General features: G+C 63.5%; 20 protein-coding genes. 8 read left to right on the top strand and 12 right to left on the bottom strand.

Features of this window, described 5'->3' with window-relative positions:
- Positions 1-204 precede the first annotated feature (204 nt).
- Positions 205-1,095, bottom strand: coding sequence for a phosphatase PAP2 family protein (locus AC25Z0_RS16950; protein ID WP_488121324.1), 891 nt, complete (start codon positions 1,093-1,095; stop codon positions 205-207).
- A 417-nt stretch (positions 1,096-1,512) separates the two neighbouring features.
- On the opposite strand from AC25Z0_RS16950, the gene AC25Z0_RS16945 reads away from it, so the two are divergent.
- Positions 1,513-2,133: a hypothetical protein gene (locus AC25Z0_RS16945; RefSeq protein ID WP_488133942.1), complete on the top strand. Its 621-nt coding sequence runs from the start codon at positions 1,513-1,515 to the stop codon at positions 2,131-2,133.
- Positions 2,130-2,909, top strand: coding sequence for a PspA/IM30 family protein (locus AC25Z0_RS16940; RefSeq protein ID WP_488133941.1), 780 nt, complete (start codon positions 2,130-2,132; stop codon positions 2,907-2,909). The genes AC25Z0_RS16945 and AC25Z0_RS16940 overlap by 4 nt, the downstream gene beginning before the upstream one ends.
- A 326-nt stretch (positions 2,910-3,235) precedes the next feature.
- Here AC25Z0_RS16940 and AC25Z0_RS16935 read toward each other — a convergent pair whose 3' ends face one another.
- Positions 3,236-4,267 (bottom strand): hypothetical protein, encoded by a 1,032-nt coding sequence (locus tag AC25Z0_RS16935; protein ID WP_488133940.1) that lies wholly within the window; start codon positions 4,265-4,267, stop codon positions 3,236-3,238.
- A gap of 317 nt (positions 4,268-4,584) precedes the next feature.
- On the opposite strand from AC25Z0_RS16935, the gene AC25Z0_RS16930 reads away from it, so the two are divergent.
- A complete protein-coding gene (locus tag AC25Z0_RS16930; RefSeq protein WP_488133939.1) occupies positions 4,585-4,869 on the top strand; it encodes a PspA/IM30 family protein in 285 nt (94 codons plus the stop codon).
- A 74-nt stretch (positions 4,870-4,943) separates the two neighbouring features.
- Here the strand turns inward: AC25Z0_RS16930 and AC25Z0_RS16925 are convergent, their stop codons facing one another.
- From AC25Z0_RS16925 to AC25Z0_RS16915, 3 genes are all read right to left on the bottom strand, one after another.
- Positions 4,944-5,558 carry an HD domain-containing protein gene (locus tag AC25Z0_RS16925; RefSeq protein WP_488133938.1) on the bottom strand — a complete coding sequence of 205 codons (615 nt, stop codon included), beginning with the start codon at positions 5,556-5,558 and terminating at the stop codon, positions 4,944-4,946.
- A 105-nt stretch (positions 5,559-5,663) separates the two neighbouring features.
- Complete coding sequence (locus AC25Z0_RS16920) at positions 5,664-6,113, bottom strand: hypothetical protein (RefSeq protein ID WP_488133937.1); 450 nt, start codon at positions 6,111-6,113, stop codon at positions 5,664-5,666.
- A 213-nt stretch (positions 6,114-6,326) separates the two neighbouring features.
- Positions 6,327-6,842 carry an ATP-dependent zinc protease family protein gene (locus AC25Z0_RS16915; RefSeq protein ID WP_488121333.1) on the bottom strand — a complete coding sequence of 172 codons (516 nt, stop codon included), beginning with the start codon at positions 6,840-6,842 and terminating at the stop codon, positions 6,327-6,329.
- Positions 6,843-6,867: 25 nt separating this feature from the next.
- Between AC25Z0_RS16915 and AC25Z0_RS16910 the strand changes: the two genes are divergently transcribed.
- The 4 genes from AC25Z0_RS16910 (at position 6,868) to AC25Z0_RS16895 (ending at position 14,198) form a co-directional block, all read left to right on the top strand.
- On the top strand, positions 6,868-8,064 hold the full coding sequence (locus tag AC25Z0_RS16910; RefSeq protein ID WP_488133936.1) for a RimK family alpha-L-glutamate ligase: 1,197 nt from the start codon (positions 6,868-6,870) through the stop codon (positions 8,062-8,064).
- 287 nt (positions 8,065-8,351) lie between these two features.
- The gene (locus AC25Z0_RS16905) at positions 8,352-10,064 is read left to right on the top strand and encodes a GmrSD restriction endonuclease domain-containing protein (RefSeq protein ID WP_488133935.1); all 1,713 of its coding nucleotides are present in this window, start codon (positions 8,352-8,354) and stop codon (positions 10,062-10,064) included.
- 222 nt (positions 10,065-10,286) lie between these two features.
- On the top strand, positions 10,287-11,606 hold the full coding sequence (locus AC25Z0_RS16900; protein ID WP_488133934.1) for an LCP family protein: 1,320 nt from the start codon (positions 10,287-10,289) through the stop codon (positions 11,604-11,606).
- A 168-nt stretch (positions 11,607-11,774) separates the two neighbouring features.
- Positions 11,775-14,198 carry an Ig-like domain-containing protein gene (locus AC25Z0_RS16895; protein ID WP_488133933.1) on the top strand — a complete coding sequence of 808 codons (2,424 nt, stop codon included), beginning with the start codon at positions 11,775-11,777 and terminating at the stop codon, positions 14,196-14,198.
- Between the two features lie 38 nt (positions 14,199-14,236).
- On the opposite strand, the gene AC25Z0_RS16890 is transcribed toward AC25Z0_RS16895, so the two are convergent.
- The 7 genes from AC25Z0_RS16890 to AC25Z0_RS16860 all read right to left on the bottom strand — a co-directional run bounded on the left by AC25Z0_RS16890 (position 14,237) and on the right by AC25Z0_RS16860 (position 25,247).
- Entirely contained in the window at positions 14,237-15,964 is a 1,728-nt protein-coding gene (locus AC25Z0_RS16890) for an amylo-alpha-1,6-glucosidase (RefSeq protein WP_488133932.1), read from the bottom strand.
- 74 nt (positions 15,965-16,038) lie between these two features.
- On the bottom strand, positions 16,039-19,077 hold the full coding sequence (locus AC25Z0_RS16885) for a LamG-like jellyroll fold domain-containing protein (RefSeq protein ID WP_488133931.1): 3,039 nt from the start codon (positions 19,075-19,077) through the stop codon (positions 16,039-16,041).
- A gap of 67 nt (positions 19,078-19,144) precedes the next feature.
- Positions 19,145-21,079 carry a glycoside hydrolase family 127 protein gene (locus AC25Z0_RS16880; protein ID WP_488121339.1) on the bottom strand — a complete coding sequence of 645 codons (1,935 nt, stop codon included), beginning with the start codon at positions 21,077-21,079 and terminating at the stop codon, positions 19,145-19,147.
- Between the two features lie 4 nt (positions 21,080-21,083).
- Positions 21,084-21,902, bottom strand: a complete 819-nt coding sequence (locus AC25Z0_RS16875) for a carbohydrate ABC transporter permease (protein ID WP_488133930.1) — start codon at positions 21,900-21,902, stop codon at positions 21,084-21,086.
- A complete protein-coding gene (locus AC25Z0_RS16870; RefSeq protein ID WP_488121341.1) occupies positions 21,899-22,867 on the bottom strand; it encodes a carbohydrate ABC transporter permease in 969 nt (322 codons plus the stop codon). Before AC25Z0_RS16870 ends, AC25Z0_RS16875 begins: the two co-directional genes overlap by 4 nt.
- 55 nt (positions 22,868-22,922) lie before the next feature.
- Entirely contained in the window at positions 22,923-24,179 is a 1,257-nt protein-coding gene (locus tag AC25Z0_RS16865) for a sugar ABC transporter substrate-binding protein (protein ID WP_488121342.1), read from the bottom strand.
- Positions 24,180-24,224: 45 nt separating this feature from the next.
- Positions 24,225-25,247, bottom strand: a complete 1,023-nt coding sequence (locus tag AC25Z0_RS16860; protein WP_488121343.1) for a LacI family DNA-binding transcriptional regulator — start codon at positions 25,245-25,247, stop codon at positions 24,225-24,227.
- A 357-nt stretch (positions 25,248-25,604) separates the two neighbouring features.
- Between AC25Z0_RS16860 and AC25Z0_RS16855 the strand changes: the two genes are divergently transcribed.
- Positions 25,605-26,312 (top strand): alpha/beta hydrolase, encoded by a 708-nt coding sequence (locus AC25Z0_RS16855; RefSeq protein WP_488133929.1) that lies wholly within the window; start codon positions 25,605-25,607, stop codon positions 26,310-26,312.
- The last annotated feature ends 404 nt before the right edge of the window (positions 26,313-26,716 follow it).

Genomic DNA, 26,716 nt, shown 5'->3' with positions numbered 1-26,716 from the left:
CGGGGATAACGTAAACAATGCGCGTATTCCACCACGCAGCCGGCTACTGCTTAACCTTGGCTTTGCCGAAGGGGTTGTCGCTGGCCCTACTCGTTGCTCAGCCGAGGTTCACTAACCTCATGACTTGTTGCAGCTAGACGCGGTTCACACTCGAGGAGGAGGCGACTTGTCGGTTCACGACGTGGAACACGATCTACAAGAACGTCAACGGGGCTGCTGAAGTCCCAACGTCGGTGAGCGGAGAAACCCTATCGGCCGGATCTTGTCGCGCTGAAGCAAAGGCCAGAACAGCCACCACACGAAAAGCCCGCCACCGATGCCGAGAAGCGATCCAAAGAAGGTGTCGGATAGCCAGTGAGCGTTCACCAGTGTTCGCTGCCACATCATTCCAAGGACGAGCATGACCGCAATGATGGTCCCGATCCTGCCAGCGAGGCGGTGAGCGGAGGAAACAAGCGCGACGATCATGACGGCTATTGCGCCGGCCATCGCCGCATGGCCAGAAGGAAACGAGCCATGGTCGATCTGACCGAGCGGGCCGAAGAGTCCGGCTGCTAGATCCTCGGTTGGACGGGGACGGTCTGCGACATTCTTCAGGATCTGTGGAAGCACGCCGGCCATCACAATCGAGCTAAGCAGGAAGAGTGTCGATCGCCAGCGGCCGATGAACAGGGGGACTGCAAACATGATGGCGACAATCAGCAGCGCTCCCCAGTGCGCTGGAAGACCGCTGGCGATTGTCATAAACAGTGTCGTGTCACCGCTGACCAGAGCTATGACACCACCAATCGGGAGCATGACTAGGAAGATCAGGCCGCCCCAAAGCGCCCCGAGCTGCTCAAGAAACAGCGGCACGATCGTCTCATGCAGCCCGCTATCGGGGCTTTCACCCACCGCTCGACGCCACACGTCATCCAAGGGCTGAAAGAACGGCATGCCTGAGCTCAAGGCCAAGATCGCTCCGACGGCGCTCGCGGTGGCGACGAGTCCGATTCCCCACCATAAGAGGTGACCGGGGCGCCGCTCGCTCGACCTATGAGGAGTTTTCGGAGACGACTCCGGTGCTGCGCCGGCCATGGTGATCTCGGCGGTCATTGCTTCTCCTTGGGGTACAGCTTTGGATTGTCTGAGCGAGTAGTAGCAGTTGCGACCTGCGGAAGGCGGCGCAACTCAAGATCGAAAATATTGCGTAGCTGTGACCAAGTAGCTAACGCGGTGATTGTGTTGAGTGTCCAGCTGATGAACGCTCCGCCGGCGACGTCTCAGAGTCGCATGGCACGCCGGTGAGCACGGCCGTCGAATAGTGCGCGCTTGCCCGTCCGACAGAACTCCGCCGGCCTCAAGCATTGCTCCCTTACTTCATCACTGAGGATCTGTCGAGACTCCTTTCGCTCGCGCTCCCGAACGCGTAAGTTGAGATATATCGCGATTGCGACACTGGGGTCGCGCGCGAGACAACACGGAGGTGCAACTCATGGACTCGAAGCTTGCGACGCGGTGCGGGAGGAAATCATGGACATCCTGTTCGGAGTGCTGATTTCTTTCGCGGTCATCATTGCCGTCTCGGCGCTCACCTTCTTCCTGATTGTGCGGATGCTGTATCGCCGCATCCGCCGAAGCCGCACGATAAACGGGGCGGTTCTAAAGAGTCGCGCGCAGTGGAGCTGGGGTCCACGACGCAAGGTCTTCGCGCTGCAGATGCAGCTCAATGAGGCCCTCGACAGCGGACGGGCGGCGATCGACCTCGCCGTTCGCAGCAACGGCCGTCGCGGCGACCTTCCCCGGTTGTTCCGGCGCATCGAGGCAGAGGGGACCGCCCTGCGGGCACAGTTGCGCCTGATGGAGAGCGAGACGGATGCCGCCGCACTGACCGATGAACTGGCCGCAGCGGGCCTGGCGGTCGACCAGATCTCCGACATGATTCGCAAGCTGCGGGCATCCGTTGCCGACGGACTCGGCGACCCCAACGGCGCCGCGCTCTCTTCCCTGCATGCCGAGGTCGACTTGGAGACGGCTGCCCTGCACGAGGGACTGATCGAGTTGGCGCACCTGAATGGCGGCGACGTCCGCCCCGACACCACTACCCAGTACCGATCAACTGATCGCTTCCAGACCAGAGGAGTCCAGTCATGAGTGACAACACCGCACGGGTGCGCACCATCTTTCGCACCAAGACCTCCAAGGCGCTGAACCGCATGGAGGACCCGCGCGACGCCCTCGATGACAGTTACGAGCAACAGGTGAAGCTGCTCCACCAGGTGCGCCAGGCCGTCGCCGAAGTTGCAACGGCGAAGAAGCGCATCGAGCTGCAGGGGGAGGAGATGGGTGCGCGCTACGGGCGCCTGGGCGCTCAGGCTATCGAAGCGATGGAGCAGGGGCGCGAGGATCTCGCCCGCACGGCCCTTCAACGCCGCGCCGCGCTCGAAGGCCAGGTGGGGGCGCTGCAGGCGCAGCACGGTTCTCTGCAGAAGCAGATGTCCCAGCTGCAGGAGCGGGAGCGTCGGCTGGCCGAGCAGATTGCCGCGTTCCGCGTCGAGAAAGAGACGATGAAGGCCACCTACAGCGCCTCCGAGGCTCAGGTTCGGGCGAACGAGGCTGTTGCTGGGGTCGGCGCGAACATGAACGATGTGGGTGCCAGCCTCGATCGGGCGCGTGATCGCGTTGCCCAGATGCAGGCCCGCGCGCAGGCCACCGACGAGCTGCTGTCGAGCGGCGCCCTCCAAGACCTGACAGCGGCGCCGGATGCCGACATCGAGCGTCAGCTGTCCGAGTTGGCGTCACGAGCCGACATCGAGCGCCAGCTGAAGGCAATGAAATCGCAGGGGACTGGCGGCGCCAGTACTACGGGCGCACCGGGTGCCGCGTCCGGCGGCTGGCTCGGAATCGGGCAGGCGCCGACGACGCCGTAGCCGATGCGTCAACGTGTGAGGACGGCAGGGATAGGGTGCGGTCGAAAGGCAAGAGCCGCCGAATCTGCTGTTTCACGGTCGGTTGCAACTTACGAATGCGGTTCAGCGAGGAAGCGCAGGCTGGATTCTTCTAATTCCAGCCCTAGCAAGTGCATTGCGCTGGGCTTCAACTTTTCGAGCGGGCAATGAGCGCACCAAAGTAGATCGCTTGCCTTCTGCAGACTTTACGACCAAGAACGCGCCGCGCTTGCTCGTTGACTTTTCCATAGCTTGATTATGCACTGTCGCAATGACAAATTGGCAAATGCCACGCATCAGGGTCAGCATTATCGCCTCCTGACTGCAATAAGAGTTGTGATCCAGCCGGCAAAAAGAACTGCTGTCAGGACGGCAGTTCCTAGGCATGCGAATGCAACATATGAGCGAACGAGGTCAGCTCCTTCGGCGACAATTAGCACTCCTGCGAGACCGACAAAAAGGAGCGAGAGGATCGCTGACAATGTCCGTAGCGGCAGTAAGAGCTGCGAGACGATGGCATTCTCGGCTCCGCGAGCGGCGAATCCGAATAACAACGCAGGGGCTAGCACCAAGAGCGCCGTCGCCGCATCTGAGTGATTCGATGCGGCGTCAATGGTGTCGGGCATCAGAAGGAGCGTTAGGAGCAAAGCAACCGCTAAGAGGTAGTACAGACTCACCGTCGGTTGGAGCCCTCTGGACGAGAGTCGCAAATATGCTTTCGCTGCGTCACCGCTTATGTTGCCGGTCGGATAATTTGCTTGGGCATGGCCAACAACTGACGGTCTCGATTTGTTCTTGTTGTTATTGAGCGACTTCTCAGAGAGTTTCACAGCCGAGACCGTTAGGCCGTCGGGCGCTGGAATCTCGAGATGATAACTATCGACGTTGTCGGCGCCGCTGACTTCAATTGCAATCATCGTTGAGCAAAATCCCAGCCCCGCCAAAACTGTGCGAATTCGTCCCCAAAATCCTCCGCGATGACCTTGTTCCCAATGGTAGGAATACTTGACCACGCGGCGGGTGCCAGCGAACTCTCGTGGAACAAGGGCGCAGAGGAGAAAGCTCTCGGAGAGGTCGAGGATCACCGCCGTTACCATTTCGCTGAGTGCCATTCGAGTAGTGACGAGTCGAGCAGCAGGTAGAGCTAGGTCGCCCGGTTGCTCTGCGATGTAGAGCAGGTCGGCCCAGAGACGTTCTGGATTACTAATTTCACTCTCTGCGTCGATCAAGACATACATCGCTGCAGTCGCCAGCAAGGCGTTTTCTCGTCTGCCGAGGATCGGTAGGGGGGAGCCCTGATGGTCGGTGACGTCGAGGTCACGCATCACACCCTTCGCCATCAGAGTCAGTGGGAGCACGATTTGGCGGGCGCGACGCTGCCCTCTGCGAACCCTGGACATGCTTCGTGGCCACGGGATTGGCAGAGGTGAACAGTCGATTGAGACACGTCGGCGAGCGCGCTCGCCCTCCATAAGTGACAAGGATTCGACCTTGCGATGCGCCCACACCGGCCAGTCCAAAACAGCTGAAGCTACTAGCTCACCGAGTGTTCGCAGTTCACGATGGATTGGTTTGATTGCCAACATTCTCCCTATTTCCGATGAGGTGCAGGCAACATGCTGGAAAGCAGCCTTTATCTGCCCGAACTATATCGAAGTTGGTCGGCGCCAGCCTCGATCGGGCCCGTGATCGCGTCGCCCAGATGCAGGCCCGCGCGCAGGCCACTGACGAGCTGCTGTCGAGCGGCGTCCTTCAGGACCTGACAGCGGCACCGGATGCCGACATCGAGCGTCAGCTGTCCGAGTTGGCGTCACGATCCGACATCGAGCGCCAACTGAAGGCGATGAAGTCGCAGGGGACTGGCGGCGCCGGTACTACGGGCGCACCGGGTGCCGCGTCCGGCGGCTGGCTCGGAATCGGGCAGGCGCCAACGACGCCGTAGCGGCGTCAGGCAAATAGCTCGTCGGGCATCGTGCCCGCTCTGATAGCCGGGGTGCCGGGAACGCGGGCGCCGAGTCAGAAGGCTGGATTGACACCACGGTGGGCCGGGTCAGCCAAGTGGGCGCGGTAGAGATCTCCCGGCCATGAAGAGGCAGGTGCCTTGGCTGGGTTTGCGATGCACTGAGTCACGACTGCTGAGCCGAGAACCTCTTCGATCGCAGTGCGGGGGTAGGCGTCTTCTATGGCGGCAACCGCATCGTCGGGTACTTCCGTCCGCGTCGTGAAGTCCGTCAGGACGCCCGCGCGGACGAGTGTGGTTAGTGGTCCGCGCCGTTCGGCGATTCCCGGCGATGTGTGCAGAGCGATCGCCTCCCAGACCGCGTCGACGTCAGACCCGGAAAACCCGTGCGAGGTCAAGAAGGCGCTAGCCGCATCGGCGCCTTCGACCTCGAACCGCTGCGGCCCATTGAAACGCTCGGTGGTCCCGATGTCGTGGAAGACGCTTGCAACGAAGAACAGCTCCGCGTCGAAGTCCGCCCCCTGGCGAAACCCTCGTCGGTCAGCGATCAGCCGGCCGAGAAGGAAGACCCGGACGCTATGCGCCAAGATTGCAGGGTGTTCCAGCGTCGATGCGAATTCCAACGCGTCCATCGCGAGTGCGCTGTCGGGGAGCTGCGGGAAGTCGGTCACGTACGCAGGCTACGCGCTCGCCGAGGCGGTCACTAAATTTCTGATGGTGCCACCCAACCGTCAGGAGTCAGACGCAAGGCGGCGGCATCCGCCAACGGGGGCTTGCTACACAAGCACCGCAGCCAGCAGGGGAGCGGCGAAGATCGCCGCATAAATGAGGGTCAGCCACGGCTGGTACGCCACATACATGCCATGCCAGGTCATGCTCCAGGGGTGCCGGATGAGTACCCAGCCGATCACGTCGACGACAATGGCGAGCACCGCCCAGCCAATGGCCAACGTCCATGCGTGAGCCCAGACGTCATCCGGTCGCACGATCGCGAAGTACGCAATCGCAGCCGGAGGGAACAACAGGATGTTGTACAACGGATGCCACGGCAGCGTAAGACGGTACGACGAGATGTCGTACACCGACGTGATTGTGACGCCCTCGTCGTTCATTCCGAGGACCTTCCAGTTGAAGACCGTGTGGCCGATTCCGACGGCGGTGACGACAACGTAGGCCGTCCAGAACCACAGCATTGACTGGGCGATATCCATATCCAAGATGAGCACACCTGACCCTAGCGGCATCCGTGAGGTGGTGCAGTTGGGGGAGGAGGCGATCAGAACAGGGGTGTGAAATGGTGCATGGCGTACTACGGCGTCAGCTACGGGTGGTGCTTCAGCCGCGGTGGCTTCACCGGTCACGTCAAGCTGATGGAAGCAGGTCGCATCCGTTCCTGGTCTCGGGGGCGAAAAACTGAACAGGGGGAAGGGCCCCAACGGTCAGGAACGCCCGCGATTGTGGCGGCGGACCTCTTTCGGCGCTCGCCCACCGAGAAATGACTTACTGGCATCCACCAAAAATCCCTGGCTCAGCGCCTCGCGGCCGATGAGCATCCGGAAGCCCATTTGGTCGCGGTTGCTCAGCGTCGTCTCGGCCGTGATCGTCCGATTGAAGAGTTCGATGTCGAGCAGTACGACGATGCGCTCCTCGGTGTGTCCAGAAGAACTGCGCACCACGCGTCGATCGTGCACCGGGCATTCGACAACGACGTCGTCGTTCTCTGACCGCTGCCAGGGCCGCACCCGAAAACGCACCCAGTCGACGGATGCGCCATCCGCTTCGCCTGCGTTGTCGACATCGGCTGGGCGGGTGAATTCCTCGACGTCGAAGGCGTGCAGGGCCGAGCTGCGTGCGCCAGTGTCGAACTTCGCTTTGATCCACGGCACGCCGATACCGGGTAGGCCGATCCACTCGCGCCAGCCCGCAATAGTGGTTGAATAGATCGGTTCGCTCACTCACTTATCTTGGCAGGTTCCACCGATGAAATTGGCTATCCTCTCGCGTGCCCCACAGTCGTATTCGACCCAGAGGCTCAAAGCGGCAGGATTGCAGCGCGGGCACCAGGTGAAGGTGCTGAACACGCTGCGTTTCGCGATCGACCTGTCTGGCGCAGAGCCTGACCTGCAGTACCGCGGTCGACTGTTGTCGGACTACGACGCCATCCTGCCCCGCATCGGCAACTCGATCACCTACTTCGGCACCGCCGTCGTTCGCCAGTTCGAGCAGATGGATGTCTACACACCCAACACCGCGAACGGCATCACTAACGCGCGCGACAAGCTGCGGGCCAGCCAGATTCTGTCCCGGCACGACATCGCCATGCCGGCGACGGCATTCGTACACAGCAGAGCGGATGTTCGCCTGGCCATCGAACGAGTAGGCGGTGCCCCCGTAGTCATCAAGCTGCTGGAGGGCACCCAGGGCATTGGCGTGATCCTCGCACCTGAGGTGAAGGTCGCAGAGGCGATCATCGAGACACTGCACTCGACGAAGCAGAACGTACTGATTCAGAGCTTTATCTCGGAGAGCCGCGGCCGCGACATCCGTGCCCTTGTTGTGGGGGACCGCGTGGTGGCGGCGATGCGCCGGGTGGCCAGCGGCGATGAGTTCCGCTCGAACGTGCACCGCGGCGGTACGGTTGAGGCGGTCGAGCTGAGCCCTGAGTACACCCGTGCTGCCGTGCGAGCCGCCCAGATAATGGGCCTGCGCGTGGCGGGTGTCGACATGCTCGAGGGCAACGATGGGCCCCTGATCATGGAGGTCAACTCGTCGCCAGGTCTCGAGGGTATCGAGCGGGCAACGAACCTGGATGTGGCCGGTGCGATCATCGACTACATCGCCGACCAGGTCGGCTTCCCCGAGATCGACGTGCGCCAGCGGCTCAGCGTCTCGACGGGGTACGGCGTCGCAGAGATCATCGTCTACAGCAACGCCGATTTCGTCGGAAAACGGTTGGCCGACTCCGGATTGGGCGAGCGGGACATCACCGTGCTGACGCTGCACCGTGGGACCGCGGTCGTGCCCAACCCCAAGGGGGACCTCGTGCTTGAGGCCAGCGACCGGTTGCTCTGCTTCGGCAAGCTCGACGAGATGCGCTCGATGGTGCCCGAACGCCGTCGTCGGCGCACCAAGGTGCGGAAGCTCCCGAAGGAACCGATCCCCGTAGTCGAGGAGTAGGGCACCGCACCGGGGGAGGTGCGCGTCTGGCGGGGTCACCCAGGCGGCCGAGAGCCAGCACGGCGAAGAGCAAGAAAAAGGCGTTACCGGGGAACTGGGCGTGTCGGTCTGTTGCCAGCTGAACAACTCGATGTTCGCGAATAGCCAGGAGCCGAACGGCCCCAACACCAGCGTCGGTTGCGTCCCTTTCTGGGGGGTGCGCCCGGTCTTCGGCCTATCTCTGCCTCCAGTACGTTCAAAGAGGCATACCTGGACTCGGGACTGAGTGCAGTGAAATAGGGGATCAGATGACTGACTTTAACGAGCAACAACGAGAGCCGATGAAGGCTCAAACAAGCGACACAACACCATTCCTTATTCTTGCGGCTCGAATCGACGACAAGAACGCCACCGTCTCCGTTTTCCGGGATCGAATCGAGTGGACGCGGCCTCGGAACAAAACTGATGGGAAGTCCGCAGCTGGGCTGGTGGCTCGCATCAGGGGCGGCAAGAGCGTGACCGAGACGATCCCCGTCACGAGCATGACGAGTGTCACGACTTCGCCAGATGGGTTCTTGAAGGCGAAAGTGTCGTTGATTGCTTCAGGCAATGCCGTCGACTTCCGCATGTCCCGCGGCGAGGGTGCCCGAGTGAAGAGCGTGCTCGATGCCCTTATGCTCGGGACAGACCAGGTAGCGAAGACTCAGCTCCCTGAGGTATCTACCTCAAAGCTGGCACGGTTCAAGCCGACTCTCAATACCGGGATCCTTGGCGGCTTGGTCGCTTTCTTCGCGCTGATGTACGCGATCGTCGGCGGCTTCCCAGCGATTCTCGTAATTCTTGGGATGGCCGGTTTGGTGACGGCTGTGTACGTGACAGTCACCGGCCGGCGGACAGGGGCGTCAATTCCAGCCCGTAAGACCGCTGCGATTGCGCTGGTCGCCAGTCTTGCCCTGTTCATCTCAGGTGGCGTCGCCGCTGCGGCGACTGGTGGAAGTGAAGCTCGTGTGGCTGAGCGGCCCGCCACTAGCGCGCAATCCAGTGCAACCCCGACCCCGACAATAACCCCGACCCCGACAACAACACCCGCGCCGGAATTCTCCGAAGCAGCACCGGTTGACCCTTCGACCGTCTCCGCGCCGGCGGAGAACGCATCAGTCGTAGCCGTTGACACAAGCATCACCGACACGACAGCGCTCGCTCTCCTTGCAACTCTCCCCGTCAAGGGCAAAGCCGCAAAGACCGGCTACGACCGCACCGGCATGTTCGGCGCTGCCTGGATAGACGTTGATCGCAACGGGTGCGACACCCGTAACGACATCCTCGCTCGAGACCTGACTGTAATCACCAAGTCGGGATCCTGCCGAGTAATGACCGGCAACCTTGTCTCGCCATTCACGGCCGGCTCGATCGCGTTCGTTCGAGGTCAGGATACGTCAGCGTTCGTGCAGATCGACCACGTAGTAGCTCTGTCGAATGCGTGGCAGACGGGCGCTCAGCAGCTCACTCAAGCCCAGCGCGTTTCGCTGGCAAACGATCCTATTAACCTCCTCGCTGTCGATGGCAGCTCCAACGCACAAAAGGGCGACGGAGACACGGCGACATGGTTGCCGTCGAACAAGGCGTTCCGCTGTGGCTATGTCGCCCGCCAAGTATCAGTGAAAGCGACTTACGGTCTGTGGGTCACCCAGGCTGAGCACGACGCTATGGGCCGAATCCTCGGCTCCTGCCCGGACGAGTTGGCACTGACCTCCTCGTTCGCTGCGGCACCGGCTCCTGTTGTCGCTGTTGCACCTCAGGAACCGGCGCCAGCTCCAGCTCCTGAACCAGCCCCTGCTCCAGCTCCTGAACCAGCCCCTGCTCCTGCACCTGCTCCTGCTCCTGCACCTGCACCAGTCGAGGTCTACTACGCCAACTGCGACGCTGTGCGCGCTGCGGGAGCGGCTCCGCTCTACGCAGGACAACCGGGTTACAGCACCAAACTCGACCGCGACAAGGACGGCATCGGCTGCGATACCTAAAGAGCCCGAGGGGACGCAATAAAAGGGACCCCGGCCAAAGCGCCGGGGTCCGCGGTTGAAAGGCGCCGTCGAACGCCCACTGACACCACGCTGCCCGCGGGCATTCCACCTAGGGCCAGCGTCTTCGCGAAGAACCGACGCTCCGCACGGACTACGACATGTTCGTGCGAGCAGCACGTTAGTCTCCTGTGTGCGATCGCGAGTGTGCGTTAAAGGAGCGTGATGACGAGGCAACGAGTCAAGACAGCACCCAGCCCTGCCCCACAGAACCGCAGCACAGCAAACCCCGGCACGCCAGCCGTGCACACACCGCGGCATCAGCGGCCTCTGTCCCGCTGGCGAGCGATCGGCCTGCCGGCCCTGAAGACTGTTGCCGCCTCGCTAGCCGTCATCCTGGTGAGTGGGGCGGGCGTGGCAGCGTTCGCGGTCTGGCAGCTGGGAGCCAGCGTTTCCAGCAACGCGGTCGATATCTCGAACGGGAACGATGAACCGCTTCCTGCCCTGGGCGCGTTTGAGGGCGGCTTCAGCGTCCTTGTGGTCGGCGCCGACAACTCCACGGAGCAAGGCGAAGAATACGGCGACCGCGGCGACGCCATCCTGAACGATGTGAACATGGTTTTCCACGTCGCGGCCGATCACAAGAGCGCTGTCGTCCTGAGTCTGCCCCGCGATCTCGTCATCCCTCATCCCGAATGCGTCGACCCTGCCAGTGGCGAAGAGTTTGGGGCGATGTCCGCCCAGCCGCTGAACTCGGCCTTCGAGCGGGGCGGGTTGGGCTGTGTGCGCGCCACCGTCGAGGAGCTCACCGGCCTCACGATCCCGTACGCTGCCACATTCACTTTCGCGGGCACGGTGGCGATGAGCGACGCGGTCGGCGGCGTGCCCATCTGCCTGGACGAGGCCGTCAACGACCCGCTGTCGGGGCTCGACCTTCCCGCCGGAGTCACCAATGTGTCTGGCCAGCAGGCGTTGTCGTATCTGCGCTCTCGCAAAGGCGTCGGAGATGGCAGCGACCTCTCCCGTATTTCGTCGCAACAGGCCTATATGTCATCGCTGATGCGGGTGATGAAAAGCAGCGAGACGTTGACCGACGTGTCGAAGGTGCTGAAGCTCGCCAACGCCGCGGCGGAGAATGTCAGCCTCTCGGACTCGCTGGCCGACCTCACCAGAATGGCCAGCATGGCGATGACGTTGAAGGATCTCGATTTGGAGAAGCTCGTCTTCGTTCAGTTCCCGAACATGACCGACCCTGACGACCAGAACAAGGTCATTCCCGATCCTGAACTGGCCGACCGGCTGATGGAGAAGATCCAGGCGGACCAACCATTCGGCCTGGACGACAGCGCTCTCGGAGCGGAAGTGACCGTCGTGCCGCCCGCCCCAATAGACGAAGCACCACTTCCCGAAGCGGATGCCGGCGACCCACCTCTTGACGATGCCGCGCCAACTGACCCTGCTGCGGACGGCGCCCCCGAGGTCATCGAAGGGCTGCGAGGCCAGACCGCCAATCAGCAGACCTGCTCTGCGGCCTACCACTATTGACTGGATGTAGATGGTCGTAGTCCTGCTCGTGTCTGAAAAGACCGGACTTTTTCGACTTTTCGGCCGCGTCGTTCACGTGCTGATGGGCGAGCGGCGACCAATACTATAAGTACTATTCGCGGTGACGATGTTGTCGGTCCCCGTCTCCTCCTAGACAGGGATATCTACGTGCGCCTTCGCCCCATCGCAATCACCGCCATCGCCGCACTCGCTCTGACACTTGGTTGGCCGGGTGCCGCGTTTGCCGCTGCGCCGACAGCGTCCGTCGTCGTTGCGGACACCGTGCTCCTCGTCGGGGAAACCTCGCTCGTCACAATCACGTTCTCCGAGGTTGTCAAAGCCTTCACCAACTCCGACCTCGCCGTCGCGAACGGCACCGTGTCCGCCGTGAGCTCCTGGGACGGCGGCCTTACGTGGACGGCGACGTTCACCCCCAGTGCCAGCGTGCAAGACTCCAGCAACGTGATCACGCTCAACCTCGCTGGCGTCGAGGACATCGCCGGTAATGCGGGTTCCGGCTCGACCGACTCGAACAATTACGCGATTGATACTCTGCGCCCGACGGCGTCCGTCGTCGTTGCGGACACCGTGCTCCTCGTCGGGGAAACCTCGCTCGTCACAATCACGTTCTCCGAGGTTGTCAAAGCCTTCACCAACTCCGACCTCGCCGTCGCGAACGGCACCTTGTCCGCCGTGAGCTCCTGGGACGGCGGCCTTACGTGGACGGCGACGTTCACCCCCAGTGCCAGCGTGCAAGACTCCAGCAACGTGATCACGCTCAACCTCGCTGGCGTCGAGGACATCGCCGGTAATGCGGGTTCCGGCTCGACCGACTCGAACAATTACGCGATCGACACTCTGCCCCCGACGGCGACCATCGTGGTGGCCAATAGCGCGCTCGGGATCGGCCAGACCTCTCTCGTGACGATCACCTTCTCCGAAGTAGTGAGCGGTTTCACCGCCGCCGCCCTCGCCGTCACCGGTGGAACCCTGTCCGGGCTGGCCCCGGCGGGTGACGGCATCACTTGGACCGCCACCTTCACCCCGGCCGCCGGTCTTAACAGCACCACCAACGAGCTCATCCTCGACACCACCGGCGTCGTGGACATGTCTGGCAACACGGGCACCGGCACAACCACGTCGAACAACTTCGTGATCGACCACATTCCCCCGACCGTGAGCATCAGCATGTCGGATGCCAGCCTCGCCGCCGGCGAGACCTCGGTCTTCACTTTCACCTTCTCCGAGGCCGTCACCGGGTTCACAAACGCCGACCTCACCGTTGCCAACGGCACCCTTTCCGACGTGACCTCGCTTGACGGCGGTGTCACGTGGACCAGCACTTTTACGCCGACGACCGGGATTCGTGAAGCAACCAACAGCGTGTCGGTCAATGTTGCAGCGCTGACCGACCGCGCCGGAAACGCGGGCACGGGCACCACCAGCTCCAGCAACTACACGATCAACACCGTGCGGCCCACGGGGAGCATCCTCGTGGTTGACGATTCCCTCATTATCGGCGAGACCTCACCCGTCACGGTCACCTTCTCCGAGGCTGTCACCAGCTTCGATAACGCCGACCTCGCCGTGGCCAACGGCACCGTGTCCGCAGTGACGTCCATCGACGGCGGCATCACGTGGACGGCCACGTTCACCCCATATGGCGGCGTAGAGGATTCCACCAATCTGATCACGCTTGACCTTGCCCGGGTCGTGAGCCTCTCCGGCAATGCGGGCTCCGGTGCGACCGACTCGAACGTCTACTCAGTTGACACCGTGCGCCCGACGGTGGTCGTCCTGGTGGCCGACACCTCGCTTGCCGCCGGTGAGACCTCGCCGGTGACGGTCACCTTCTCCGAGGCCGTGGTTGGCTTCGACAACGTTGCCCTCACCGTGGCCAACGGCGGCCTGTCATCCGTGAATTCCTCAGACGGCGGCATCACCTGGACGGCCACGTTCACCCCGACGGCTGACATCTCCGATGCAACCAACGTCATCATGCTGGCTCTGGCCGGTGTGAGCGACCTCGCCGGCAACACCGGCGTCGGCACAGTTGACTCGAACAACTACGCGGTCGACACCGTGGCCGCGGCGCCACTGACTCTCGTCATCACGGTCTCCAACACAGCGATCGGCGCGGGGGAGACCTCGGTCGTCACGTTCCGCTTTTCGCGGGCGGTCGTCGGGTTCTCGAACGCCAACGTGACTGTGGCAAACGGCACGCTGTCGCCTGTGGCATCCACCGATGGCGGGGTCACCTTCACCGCTACATTCACGCCCGACCCGAACACCGCCACCACGAGCAACGTGATCTCTGTGAACCTGACGGGTGTGGCGGATTCTGCCGGCAACAGCGCCGGCAACGCGGTTGTAGCGTCGAACACCTTCGCTGTTGGGACGGCGCCGGTTGGTACGGCGCCGGTTGACCCGGCGGCGGTTGTCGCGACGGCGGCGGTCGCGACGTCGGTAGCGGCGGTATCGGCGCTCGCCGCAACGGGAACCGAGGTTGGCGGCATCCTCGCTGCCGGTGTCGTGCTTCTGCTCCTCGGCGCCGCGGCGTACCTTATTCGTCGACGCTTCACACGCGGTTGAGAAAGAAAGCAGCATGACGGTGGTCGCGGTCGCCACATTCAACTTTGAGCGGGTGCGGGCGGGCGGCGCTGCTCGAATTCCCGGCCGAGAATCAGATAGCAGCTCGCCGTCCAGGTGTAGGCGCGGTCGCGGAGGCCCTCGCCGGTCAGAGCGTCGAAGTTCTCCGCAAAGCCAGACCGCTCGCAGAGGCGGCGGAACCGTTCGCTGATCTGATCGGCGAGCTCGCTGTGACCGGCTCGACGGAGTCCGTCTTCGACGAGCGCCGTCGATGGTGCCCAAATGGGGCCGCGCCAGTAGCCGTCCGACTCGTACTCGTCGCTGTCTACGAGTTGGGTCGAGGGCCCGAATTTGGTGAGGTGTCGCGAGATCCTGGCCGTGATGAGGCTGTTTGTGATGTCCGGAAGATGAGGGGCGGCGATGATCGGCAGGTTGTTTAGAAGCGATGTCTTCTTGCTCGGGCGGCCGCCCGTCGCCGCTTTGGCGACGAAGGTATCCCCGTCCCACAGCTCGAGCAAGGCGTCCAGCATCGCGCGGCCCTCCCGCCGCCATTCCGGCACCTCATCGGTGCGGCCGATTTCGGCGGCAAGCTCGGCGAGCACGTCCAGTTGCACCACGAGGAAGGCGGCGAGGTCGGGGGCTTCGATCACGCGGTCGTTGTCGAAGGTGGTGGAGTTGTCCCAGCCGCTGTCGTTGCCGTGATGGTAGTGGGCAAGCGGATGCCCGGGCACGCGCCGGCGGTCAAGCCAGAACCGGGTCCACCGTACGAGCGAGTCGTAGACCTCATTCAGCACCTGCTCGTTGAGCGGGCTCTCGAGTGCGGCCCTGAGTCGGCGGAACGCCCAGCCGTGGATGGGCGGCTTCACGTAGTTGTAGAGCACCTCCGAGTGCGTGACTGAGTCTGGCAGCGCGCCGGCCGCGTCTTGGAAGTCGAAAACGACGAGAAACTGATCGAGGGCTTCCTCGGGCAACCCCGGCGCGAGGGCGAGCGCGTTGAAGCAGTGATCCCAGCTCCACACTTTGTCCATCCAGTGCTTCGACATGAAAATCGACTCGCGCTGGAGGAACCCGCGCGGCGAGACGGTCGCTGACCAGAGAACATAACACGCCATCGACGCAGCGGGGGTGCGGTCGCTCCTCCACGGCGCAATGCGGTCGACGTATTCGTCGAATTCTGCGGCGACTGCTGCGACCACATCGTCGAAGGAGAAGGCGGGCACATAGGGAGCTCTGGCGGTCTCGTATTCTTCGATAGCGAGTTCCCATTCGTCGCCGCGTGCGACGATCGACCGTTCGCCGGCTCCGAGGAGTTCGGTCCCGGTGGTGGTAAGAGTGCCGGTCAGCGACGTGACCCGGTACCGACGGCCCGACTCATACGAGGTGAAAACCGCCGCGCCATCGACCGGGTCTGTGAAGAAATAGGTTCCGGTGAACGGTGTCAGCCCAGGCGCAGCGTCCGCGATGCGCAGCTCCGACGTCCGACCGCGCAGTCGCACGGTGCTCTCGTTCTCGAAGACGGCTTCGATGACGCCGGTCGGCGTGGTCCATCGAAGGGTCGAAGGCGTCGCTTCAATCTTGGCCGTGACCGGCACACCGTTGTGCAGGGGCTCAAAGACGAAGATCGCGTGCATGCCGGTCTGGTGAGAGACGAGGTGCAGGCTCTCGCGCACCGTGTGGAGCGCCACGACCGGCGAGATGTCGAGCCATGAGCCACGCCGGCTGTACGGCATCTCGCTGATGTCGAAGAAGGATGCAGAGGGCGATGTCATGGGGTGTTTCTCCTGGTGGTTGTTGATCCCTGTGGCGCCCGCACCCACAGCCGGGCGCCACAGGGATCAGGTGATCAGTTCAGCGAGGTCTGGATCGTCGTCGCATTTCCAGCCACGTCGTAGACGACCAACGTGTTGGCGCCCGTGACCGCACCGAACACTCCCGGCTTGATGAAATTGACGTCAGACCAGGCGTTGTCCGTCAGATCCTTCACGACGCCGTTGATGGTCACCTTGTCGATCAGCCCGGCATCGTTCAGCTTGTAGCTGACGAGGTCGTAGACACCGTCTGCTCCGCGCGTGAACATGTCTCCGGTCTTGACCGTCGCGGTCGGGGCCGTGGCGTCGAGAGTCACGGCGAACGTGCCCGTCCGCGCGATGTTGCCGGCCAGGTCTTCGGCGTTGTACTTGATCGTGTATGCGCCGTCTGGCAGCTGTACCGTCGACTGGTGGGACCCGGTGAGCGCCCCGTCGGCGACCGCGGACTGTGTGCTCTTGACGAGCTTGCCGTCCTTGTAGATGTTCGCCACAATCCGCTTCAGACCGCGATCGTCACTGGCATCTACCTGCAGCGCCAACGATGAGAACGGGCCGGCAGCGGTGGGTGTTACCAGAACCGCATCCGGCTTCTCGATGTCGGGCGTCTCGATCACCACGGGGGAGAGCTTCCAGAAATGATCCGCGGTCTGCGCGTCCGTCGACGTTGTGGTTGCGTTGGTGCCACTGCCTGCAGTGTCTCCGTTCACGATCGTCCCGTTGCGGCCAGTGCCGGAGGAGTCCGGCACGGTGGCGCCGGTGTTCTCATCGAAGCTGTACTTCACCACGTTGCCGGTGCCTGCGACGCCAGTGGAGAGGTTCAGAATCTCATCAGCGGACAGGGCACGGTTGTAGATGTTGAAGTCGTCGATCAGGCCGTTGTAGGCAGGGTCAGACGAGTACTGCGACTTGCCGAGATAGTTCTGCGTGCTCTGCCCGAAGTCCGACGGATGCACGGTCATGCTTGTGTTGGTCGCCACGAGCTGATTGCCCACGTAGAGCTTGCCCGTCGTGCCCGACACCGTGACGGTGACCAGAGACCACTGATTCAGCGGCAGGCTCCCCGAACTGCTCACGAGCCGCTGCTCGCCGCCTGCCCCGTTGGTCGTGATGACGAAGCGCACTTTGGACCCGTCGTTCAGGGTCAGGAACATGCTCTTCTGGCTGCCCGTGCCGATGTCGAACACGCGTTGCCAGGTGCCGTTTGATGCGGGATTCACCCACGTCGACACACTGAAGTCGCCCGTCAGGCCGCTCACGGCCCCGGTGGGGAGTGCCACATAGGCGCTGGTGCCGCAGAAATTCACGGCATTCCCCAGCTTCCCTGGCTGGCGCGGCCCAGCGGCGGTACAGCTCGACGACGGGTTCCCGTCCAGCCACTGCACCACCTGTGCGCCGTCGTCAATGCTCATGCCCGCGACCGCGAGCACGCGGCCCGTGGCGTAGTTGCCGAACCGGTAGGAGCCCTTCCCATCTGGAATCGGCTGCCACAGCTGGTCGTCGGTACCGGCATCGGCAGCGACCACAACCTTGGTGTTGTTCTTTGTGTCGACGGTCTGCATGGCAAGAACAAGCCCACTGGAGCTGTTCACGATCTTGTACAGGCCCGACCCGGCCGAGACCAGTTTCCAAGTCTGGCTGCTGCTGCTCGCCGCAGTGTGCTGTTTCACCAGGGTGCCCGCTGCCGGGGCCGCGTCAGCGGTGTCCAGTGCAAGGCCGCTGTTCACGTTCGTGACGGTGTAGGCGCCGCTCAGGTCGTCGGACCCGCTGGCAGGCGTCACGACGATGTGGTACCCGTACGCGGGGTTCATTGTGATCGGCACGCTGATCGATCCGTCGGCACCGACCGTGTACGTCGTCGTGGAGACGGTGATGGGTCCGTCGACGGCGACGGTCCGACCGTAACTTGGCGTGTACTCCAGCTTGACGTTCACGCTTCCGCTTGAGGCGACCGGGAGTGTGTCGAGCCCGTCGACGGTGATGGCGGTCGCGCCGCTGTTGCCGCCGGTGATGATCTCGACTTGGTTTTTGTCGTCTGACACGGAGGCGGCCGCGTCGAAGCTGGTGTTCCCCGGCGGGGTGGTCGTGACCATATCGCCGCTCATATCGGCGTACCAGGTGTACATCCAATAGGCGCCGTTCGGAACTCCGTCGCGCTTCGTCAGCAGGTCGCCGAGCGTGCCGGACTGGTTCCAGAACGGCAGTTCGGCGTCGTGGATGCCGAGCCGCTCGAACTTTGCGACGTAGCCGATCAGCGCCCCGGGGATACCGGCCTCCGCAGGTGCTGCGTACTCCTCGATGGAGATCGGCCGTTCCTCGATGCCCAAGTCGCTCAGGATGCCATTGATCGTCGCGAGGTCGCCGACGATTTTCGACGATCGGATCAGCTCGTGCCACGCCAGGATGTCGGGGATGGTGTCGGTGGCTTTCGCCACGGTGAAGAACTGCCGGGCTTCGGAAATGTCGTCAGAGTAGCTCGGACCCTGGATCGGAGTGTCGGGGTCGAGGCTGCGGATGAGTCGGTAGGTGTGCACCCAAAAGTCTTCGAACGATCCGTTCTTCGCGGCGTTCCACGTTCCGGTCGACTCATTCCACGGCGCCCAGGCAGCGAGGTTCGTCATGCCAGATTCCTTGGCCTGACGAACTTGATCGGTGACCATCTGGTCCCAGGTTGCCCAATCAAATTGATACGGCCAACCGGCGTAGTAGTCGGAGAGTCGGATAACAACGTTCGCGCCGTGGTCGGCCGCGACCTGCCAGGTGTCGCCGATATCGCCTGTGGGCTGCTGCTTGCCGCCGAAGGGCATCTGGATGAAGGTGTGCGGTTTGATCGCCGAGATCAGCTCGCTGGAGGGTGAATCGGCGTCGGCGATGCCATAGAGGCTGCCCGATGCCATGTGGGTAGCCGGCCGGAACGGCTGGTCGGCGTGCACCACCAGAGTGTTCGCTGCGGTGGGGGCGGCTTGGGCGGTGGGGGCGCTGATAGCCGCACCCGCGATGGTGGCCGCCAGGGCGGTGAGGACCGAAGTGGCTCTTAAGCCGCGTCCCCTTCGTGCCGTGGATGAATGGGGGCTCATATCGTCATGCTCCTTTGCGTGATAGTGCGATGAGTGGCGGGGCGCTCGTGGGTCGAGCCGGCGAGTGTCAGCCGGTCACCGGAAGGAAGATACGCATCGTGGATGGGCGGCGCTGCGCCCAGCGGTGGTAGGGCACGAGGGTAAGTTCGATCGGTCGCGGCTCAGCGGGCTGTGGCCGATTGGCTCGGTAAGGAAGGGGCTCGGAGCTTTCCGGCACGTCGCTGAGTGTGCCGTGGGCCAGTGCCCCGTCGCCGTGTGCACGCAGACCCGCGTCGGGAACGAGCCGTATTCGGTCGAGGTCGATGCCGGCGGGCAGATCCGTCGACTCCAGGCACAGGACGAGCGGCCCGCGTTCGACGGCGACAGTGCCGCGCACGGCGTCAATGCGCGGGTCGGGCCAGGTCAGCCGCGGGGCAACAGGCAGTTCGAGGGTAACCAGGTCACCGCTCTGGAACGACCGCCGGATGTCTGCCCATCCGGGGGTGGCGATCGTCGGGTCGCCGCCGTTCAGTCTCACTGTGGCGGCATCCGCCCACCCGGGGATGCGCAGCCGGAGTCGTGCTTCGGTCGACGGGGCATCCAGCACCCTCACGGCGATCGTCCCAGCGTCGGGGTACAGAGTCTCGATCTGGAGCACGAAAGCGCCCGCGCGGATCTCGCCCGCCGCGTACTGGAGAACTGCGATCCCCTCGTCGTCGACGGATGCCAGATAGGAGCCGAGCGAACCGAGAGTGCGGGCGACGTTTGTCGGACAGCAGGAGACGTCGAACCAGGGAGCCCGCACCCCGCCCTCAGCCCGGTTGTTCACGCCGTCGCTCGCGGCAGCCCCGGCTTCCCGTTGTTGCAGTGGGTTGGCGTAGAAGAACGATCGGCCGTCTTCACTTGGCGAGGTGGCGACGACATTGAAGAGGGTTCGCTCGATGAGATCCGGATAGCGCACATCTCCCGTCGCCAGGTAGAGCCGCCAGGCCAGCATGATCGATCCCACGCCAGCGCAGGTCTCGCAGTAGGCGCGATCGGAGGGAAGCTCCCAGTCGCCACCGAAGCCTTCATCCTGATGCCGGGAGCCCATGCCGCCGGTGAGGTAGGTGCGTCGAGCGACCGTGTGTTCCCACTGTCGTGCGACGGCGTCGAGCAAATCGTCGTCTCCGGTCTCGGTGGCCACGTCGACAGCGCCGGCTGAGAGATACAGGGCCCTGACGGCGTGCCCACGCAGCACGGTGCCGTTTCGCACCGGGATGTCGTCCTGAAAGTATTCCGCTGACAGAAGCGGCCGCACTGGCAGGGTGCCGCGGCCCCGGCGTTCGATGAACAGGCGTGCCTGTTCGAGGTAGCGGTGCTCGCCGAATGCGCGCCCCGCCTCGACGAGCGCCACCTCTATCTCGGGGTGACCGCAGACCGCTTCGCGGCCGGTCGCTCCGAATTCTTCACAGATCTGGTCGGCCGCTCGCCGAGCGATGTGCACGAGCCGGTCGTCATGGCCGGTGCGGAGCCGTGCGACGGCGGCTTGCAACAGGTGGCCGATGTTGTAAAGCTCGTGACCCATCGCCAGGTCGGAATAGCGAGGCGGGAGCCCGGGATGTCCGTGAGCGGTGTTGAGGTAGCCGTCGTCGTCCTGCGCCGCGCCGATGCGCTCGACCAGTGCATCGAAAGTCGCTGCCAGTGCGGCGTTGTAGCTGCGGCCCAGCTCCCAGGCCATCCCCTCCAGAAGTTTGTAGATCTCCGAATCTGAGAACTGCCATCCAGGCCTGTCCCGCGTGGTCTCGCCGCGCGCGATGCGATCGAAGTTCTCGATCCACCCCAGGCGCTCCATCCACTCGAGGCAGTGCCCGAGGGTGGCGTCTGCGTTGACGTTCTGCCGACTGCCCCAGAAGCCGGCCGGGCTCAGGCTTACATCGGTGACGCCCACGCCATGGCGTGCTCCTGCAGACGGTGCCACGGGCACAGCAGTCGGCCGACGGGGAGCAAACGCCGACAGGGCGTTCGGTGCAGGAAGAGTCACGTTCTTAGTCCTTCACTGCGCCGGCGGTGACACCGGCTGCGACGTAGCGCTGGGCGACGATAAGCAGGACCGCTGCCGGGATCGAGGCGACCACAGCTGTGGCCATGATGGCGTTCCATTGCGTTGTGTTGTTACCGATGTAGGAGTAGATGCCGAGGGTGACCGGCTTCAACACCGAGTTCCGCGCAAGGGTCGAGGCGAACACGAAGTCAGACCACGCCCACAGGAAGGCGAACAACGCCACCGTCAACGCCGAGTTGCGGCTGAGCGGCAGCACGATCGACGTGAAGGTGCGCCAGGCGCCGGCGCCATCCATCCGTGCCGCTTGCAGCAGCTCACCGGGCAGGCCGCTCATGAAGGCGGTGAACAGCAGCACCCCGAACGGGATGGCGATGGTTGAGTCGGCCAGTATGAGACCGCCGATGCTGTTGAGCAGACCCAGCCGTACGTAGATCGCATAGAACCCCATGGCCATCACCACGCCAGGGATCATCTGCGCCACGAGCAGCACAAAGTTCAGCGTGCGCCCGCCTCGGAGGTTCAGGAGAGCGATCGCATAGCCTGCCGGGGCCGCGATCACCACGGTGAGCGCGACGCACCCTAACGCGATGAGCAGGCTGGTGCCGAGGTTCGGCAGCTGCTGCCGAAGCACCTCGGTGTATCCGTCCAAGGTCGGGTCCACCGGGAAGAGGTGGGGTGGACTGAGCCTGAGGTCCTGGGTCTTGGTGAACGAGACGTTCACCATCCAGTAGACGGGGAAGAGCATCAGGGCGGTGAGGACGACTCCGAGGGCGGTCTTCCACCACGATCGGCGGGCGGTCATGAGTTCTCCTGACGTCGCTGCATCCGCAGGTAAAGGAACCCGAAGATCAGCGCGATGACGATGAGGATGTTGCCGACGGCGGCAGCCGGCGAGAGGTCGGGCTGGCCGGTGCCGAATGCTTCGCGATACGACCAGATCGCCAACGTAGTGGTGGAGTTCGCGGGGCCGCCGTTGGTCATGATCCAGATGATGTCGACCACCTTCAGGGTGTAGACGAGCCCGAGGAGCAATGTGATTGCAGAGACCGGCCGCAGCAGTGGAAAAGTAATGCTCCAGAATTGCCGCCATGGGCCGGCGCCGTCCAAGGAGGCCGCCTCGTACACGTCTCCGGAGATGTTTTGCAGACCGGAGTAGAGGATGACGAGGTTGAAGGGGATGCCGAGCCAGATGTTGGCGATGACCACGGCGAGCATCGACGTATCGGGCGACGTGAGCCAGTTGATTTGGCCGATTCCGAACGCATGCAGGACCGAGTTGACGATGCCGTTGTCACTGTTGAGCATCCACGCCCATGTTGACCCTGAGACGATCAACGGCAGCAGCCATGGCACCAGAAAAAGGGCCCGCAGGATGCCGCTCAACCGGAAGTTGTTGCGGAAGAACACGGCTAGTGCCAGCCCGATCGCATACTGGAAGATCAGCGAGCCCACGACGAACACCGCGGTGTTCCAGAGGGCCTGGCTGAACAGCGGCGACGAAACGACGTCGATGTAGTTCTTCAAGCCCACGAATTCCGCGTTGCCCTGCACGAAAGCGCGCACGGTGTAGTCATGGATGCTGAGGTCGATGCTGCGGATCAGGGGATACGCGTAGAACGCGGCCAGGTAGACCAGCAGGGGAGCGGCGAAGGCCGCCGCGACCCAGCGGGAGCCGCTCAGCCCGGACCGCCGTCGCCGTGCCGGGGGCCGGGGGACTGTGGTCAGCTTGGGTGTCGGCGGCGCCAACGGCGCCGTTGAGATCGTCATCACATGTCCTTCATCAGGGGTTCCGGGGCGGGCAGGCCCGCCCCGGAACCTCGGGTCACTTGCCGTCGGTCGCTGCGGATGCGGCTTGCTGAGCTGCGGCCAGCGCGTCCTGCGGCGAGGAAGCCCCGGAGATCGCGCTCTGCACGGCGGTCCAGAGCTGCTCTGAGATCAGCGGGTAGTTGGTGCCCAGGTTGTCGCTGGTGCGTCCCTTCGCGGCCTGCACGGCCGAGACCCAGGTGCCGAGTTCCGGGTGCTCTTCGAGCAGCTGGTCCTGACCCTCGCTGGTCGGCGGGATGTAGTAGGCGAAGGTGTTGGCCGTCTCGACGAAACCTTCCGGCGTCGTCATGCAGTCGATGATCTTCTTCGTCGTCTCATAGCGGGCGGTGTCCTTCTGCACCGGTGCAGTGATGAATTCGCCTCCGGTGGGGGCCGGTGCTACGCCGGAGTCGACTGCCGGCAGCTCGATGACGCCGGTGGGGAAGGACTGCTCGGCGGCGCTGTTGACCTGCCAGGTGCCGTTCTCAGCGAATGCGAAGTCACCGGTGATGAACTCCTCCCAGCTGGTGTTCTGCGAGTTGCCGATCACAGACTGCGGGGCGTAGCCCTTGTTCACCCAGTCGGTCCATAACTGGAGTGCCTGGACGGCCTCTGGCGAGTCGAGCTCGGTGAGGTCGGCGCCGGCGCCCCAGAACCACGGGAGGAACTGGAAGGATCCTTCTTCGGTGTTGATGCCCGCGAAGGTGATGCCCTTGTGTCCGGCCGCCGTCACCTTGGCCAGGGCGTCGGTCAACGAGGCCCAGCTGGTAATTGAGGCAGGGTCGACGCCGGCAGCCGTCAGGATGTCGGTGTTGTAGTACAAGGCGAGGGTGTTCGCCCCGACAGGCACGCCATAGTCCTCATCATCGAGTTCGCCTGCGGCGAGCAGGTTCGCGTCGACTCCTGATGTGTCGAGCCCGAGCTCGTCGGTGGTCGTGAGCATCCCTGTGTCGGCCAACGTGGAGACAGCTGGGTTGTCGAGGAGAATGACGTCGGGGGACGTGCCCTCTTGGGCGGACAGGAGAGCCTGGTTCGTCAGGGACGTCGTGTCGTAAGCAGTGCGCTTGATCGTGACTCCGGCGTCGGTGCCACAGGCTTGCACGCGGTTCGCCCAGTCGGAGCCTTCTTCGTGCTGGGGGTACGGGTCCCACCAGGAGTAGGTGCCGGCGGCGTCGGTTGACGAGGCACCGTTCGAGCCAGAGCAGCCGGCGAGGGTGCCGACGGCGAGTGCTGCGATGGCGACGACGATCGGCGCTCGAAGCTTCTTGGTGATCATGTGTTCCTCCTTGAACATGCCCGGGGTCCCGGGTCTCTTGGTGTGTCAGTGGCGGGTTGGCGGTACCGCAGTACTGCCGCGATCGTCGATCCTGGGTGCGATCAGATCTACGACGGTTGATTCCGCATCTGCAGTGCCTTCGATGCGTGAGACCAGGCTCTCGACCGCGCGGCGACCGAGCTCGTCGGCGGCGCTGTCGATTGCTGAGTATGGAAGCGAGAACGTGCGGGCGAAATCGTCGGAATAGCGGCCGATGACCGAGATGTCGGCCGGTGCGGAGAGACCGCGAGCCTGGAGCACGCTCGGCAGCGCAGCTGCTGCGGCCTCGTTATTCAGGAGCAGGCCGGTCGCGGAGGGATGGGCGTCGAGCAGTGCGGCAAGTTCGCTCCCAATTTGCGGCTGACTCGACGAGGCAAAGTGGTGGTGAAGTTCCACCCCGAGCTCCTCGGCGCGCTGTTGCGCAGCGTTTGCGAGACGCCAGACGTAAGCTCCTCCGCGCTCGAGCACATGTTCAGGTTGCGAGACGAGGATCATGCTTCGGTGGCCAAGACCCTGCAGCGTCTCGACCATAAGACGTCCCGCAGCGACGAAGTCGAGGTCGAACGCGTCGATGCCCGTCGGATCGCCGGGGAGCCCCACCAGGGAGCCAGGCTGGGCGGCATCGCGGAGTATGCCGAGGCGGTCGTCATTTTCGGCGACGTTCAGCAGGATGAAGCCGTCGACCATCCGCGAATCTGAGATGCGCTTCAGCGCGGAGACGCCGTCTTCATCGGTGAGAAGCAATGTGTCGTATCCGCGTTCACGGGCACGGTTGGTGACTCCAAGGATGTACTGAAGCATCGCGGGAGCGAATTCATCCTCAAGAAAGCGAGCAAGCAGGCCGATCACCTTCGTCTGCGAGGTCGCTAGTGCCTTGGCTCCTGCGTTCGGCGTGTAGCCCAAATTGCGAACTGCCTGTTCGACTTTCGCGCGCACTTCCGCGGAGATGGAACGCTTGCCCGATAACGCGTACGACGCGGTGCTCCGCGACACGCCCGCGGCGCGAGCTACATCTCCGATTGTCGCCATGAAGGTCTCCGTTGACTAGTTATCGAACCGGTTCGAATCGAACCGGTTCGACACTAACAGCCTCGTCGCCCCTGCGCAATGACTAACTCGGAGAGCTTTGAGCCGGGCCGCCGATTCGGCGCTCTTTCGGGTGTACACGGCGAGCGACTCATCCGCTCTGGCAAACCTGCCCGTAGCTCGCTGTCCGCTTCGCGAGCGCCATTGCCCCGTGCGAAGTATGAGTTTTTGCTGCCGTGAGCTGAATTTCTCACGTAACTGTCACTGGAGCGATACCGTCAACGTGCGCCATCGTCCCGATCAGAGCGTTCCGCTCAGGCTGAACGAGCGTGCGGTTCACGGAAACGGAAGGAACCCTCAATGGAACTGATCTTCGTCCACGGTGCTTTAGTGCGTGACGGGCAGTGGTGGTGGCAGCGGTCCGCGGAGCTGCTCCGGGAACGCACCGGAATCCAAAGCAGAGCCGTTCTGCTGCCCTCCTGTGGCGAGACCGGGCCCGAGGAGGTTTCCGGCGGCCTGGTTGCTGACGCACTGGCCCTTCGCCGCGCACTCGACGATGTCGACTCCGCGATCGTCGTTGGTCACTCCTACGGCGGCACCGTCATCGCCGAAGCAGGCCAGCATCCCGCGGTTGCGCACCTGCTCTACGTATCGTCGTATTTGCCCGACATCGGACAGTCTCAGGGCGCGCTCATGAGCGGTGAGAGCGACCCGGTGTCCATTGGCGACAATGGGGACGGCACGCTGAGCGTGTCTGGCTACGACGAAACCTCGTTCGGCGCTCGATTCCTTCAGGACGCCGACGAACAGACCCAGCGCCAGGCGTGGGAGCGGGTGACGGCACAGGCCGCCGGGGCCTTCATGACCCCGACGAGTGCTGCCGGCTGGGAGGGGATCGATTCCACGTACATCATCTGCGGGCAGGATCGCAGCACGTCGGTGGAGTTGCAACGCTTCCACGCGAACCGGGCGACACGCTCTGTCGAGCTGCCAACCGGGCACCATCCGTTCATCTCTCGTCCCGACCTGATCGTCGAACAGCTGCAGGCGTTGTTGGAGCAGCACTGATCGTGCGGTGTGGCCGTCTCATCCGGTGCACTAAGGGTCCCGACGTCTGAGCAGCATCCGTGATGGTTGGTGTGACGTCACTCTCTTTCAGCATCTCGTGGACACTGTGCACGGGAAACGATTGGTCCGCTCATTTCGAAGGGCTTTCCAGCGGATGCCGCGGGCGGTTGAGCAGCGTCATTGGTACCGGTGATCGCCCGACTTCGCGAGCGAGGCGACCGCGTGCGTTGCTGAATCGAGAGTCGAATGAATGCGCGCACATCTTGAGAAAAGCTCGCCATGTCGATCGAACAGTGGGCATGGTTGGGGAGCGAGGTTGGGGAGTGAGGGTGCTGGCGAGTGCCTCGTGGGCGGCGGGCCCTCGCGATTTCAGCTGGGCGCGCGAAAACGCGCCTGGCGCGCGA

The organism is Leifsonia sp. Y862, assembly GCF_057669585.1.
The sequence above is the reverse complement of the archived record's forward strand: the minus strand, read 5'-3'. Positions and strand labels throughout refer to the sequence as shown.

Excerpts from the sequence above, each read along its gene's own strand:
- AC25Z0_RS16905 (WP_488133935.1), top strand. The coding sequence starts at position 8,352 with ATGACTGACTTTAACGAGCAACAACGAGAGCCGATGAAGGCTCAAACA.
- AC25Z0_RS16860 (WP_488121343.1), bottom strand. The coding sequence starts at position 25,247 with ATGGCGACAATCGGAGATGTAGCTCGCGCCGCGGGCGTGTCGCGGAGC.
- AC25Z0_RS16855 (WP_488133929.1), top strand. The coding sequence starts at position 25,605 with ATGGAACTGATCTTCGTCCACGGTGCTTTAGTGCGTGACGGGCAGTGG.
- AC25Z0_RS16910 (WP_488133936.1), top strand. The coding sequence starts at position 6,868 with ATGAAATTGGCTATCCTCTCGCGTGCCCCACAGTCGTATTCGACCCAG.
- AC25Z0_RS16945 (WP_488133942.1), top strand. The coding sequence starts at position 1,513 with ATGGACATCCTGTTCGGAGTGCTGATTTCTTTCGCGGTCATCATTGCC.
- AC25Z0_RS16885 (WP_488133931.1), bottom strand. The coding sequence starts at position 19,077 with ATGAGCCCCCATTCATCCACGGCACGAAGGGGACGCGGCTTAAGAGCC.
- AC25Z0_RS16900 (WP_488133934.1), top strand. The coding sequence starts at position 10,287 with ATGACGAGGCAACGAGTCAAGACAGCACCCAGCCCTGCCCCACAGAAC.
- AC25Z0_RS16950 (WP_488121324.1), bottom strand. The coding sequence starts at position 1,095 with ATGACCGCCGAGATCACCATGGCCGGCGCAGCACCGGAGTCGTCTCCG.
- AC25Z0_RS16890 (WP_488133932.1), bottom strand. The coding sequence starts at position 15,964 with ATGACATCGCCCTCTGCATCCTTCTTCGACATCAGCGAGATGCCGTAC.
- AC25Z0_RS16940 (WP_488133941.1), top strand. The coding sequence starts at position 2,130 with ATGAGTGACAACACCGCACGGGTGCGCACCATCTTTCGCACCAAGACC.
- AC25Z0_RS16870 (WP_488121341.1), bottom strand. The coding sequence starts at position 22,867 with ATGACGATCTCAACGGCGCCGTTGGCGCCGCCGACACCCAAGCTGACC.
- AC25Z0_RS16935 (WP_488133940.1), bottom strand. The coding sequence starts at position 4,267 with ATGGCGAAGGGTGTGATGCGTGACCTCGACGTCACCGACCATCAGGGC.
- AC25Z0_RS16875 (WP_488133930.1), bottom strand. The coding sequence starts at position 21,902 with ATGACCGCCCGCCGATCGTGGTGGAAGACCGCCCTCGGAGTCGTCCTC.
- AC25Z0_RS16865 (WP_488121342.1), bottom strand. The coding sequence starts at position 24,179 with ATGATCACCAAGAAGCTTCGAGCGCCGATCGTCGTCGCCATCGCAGCA.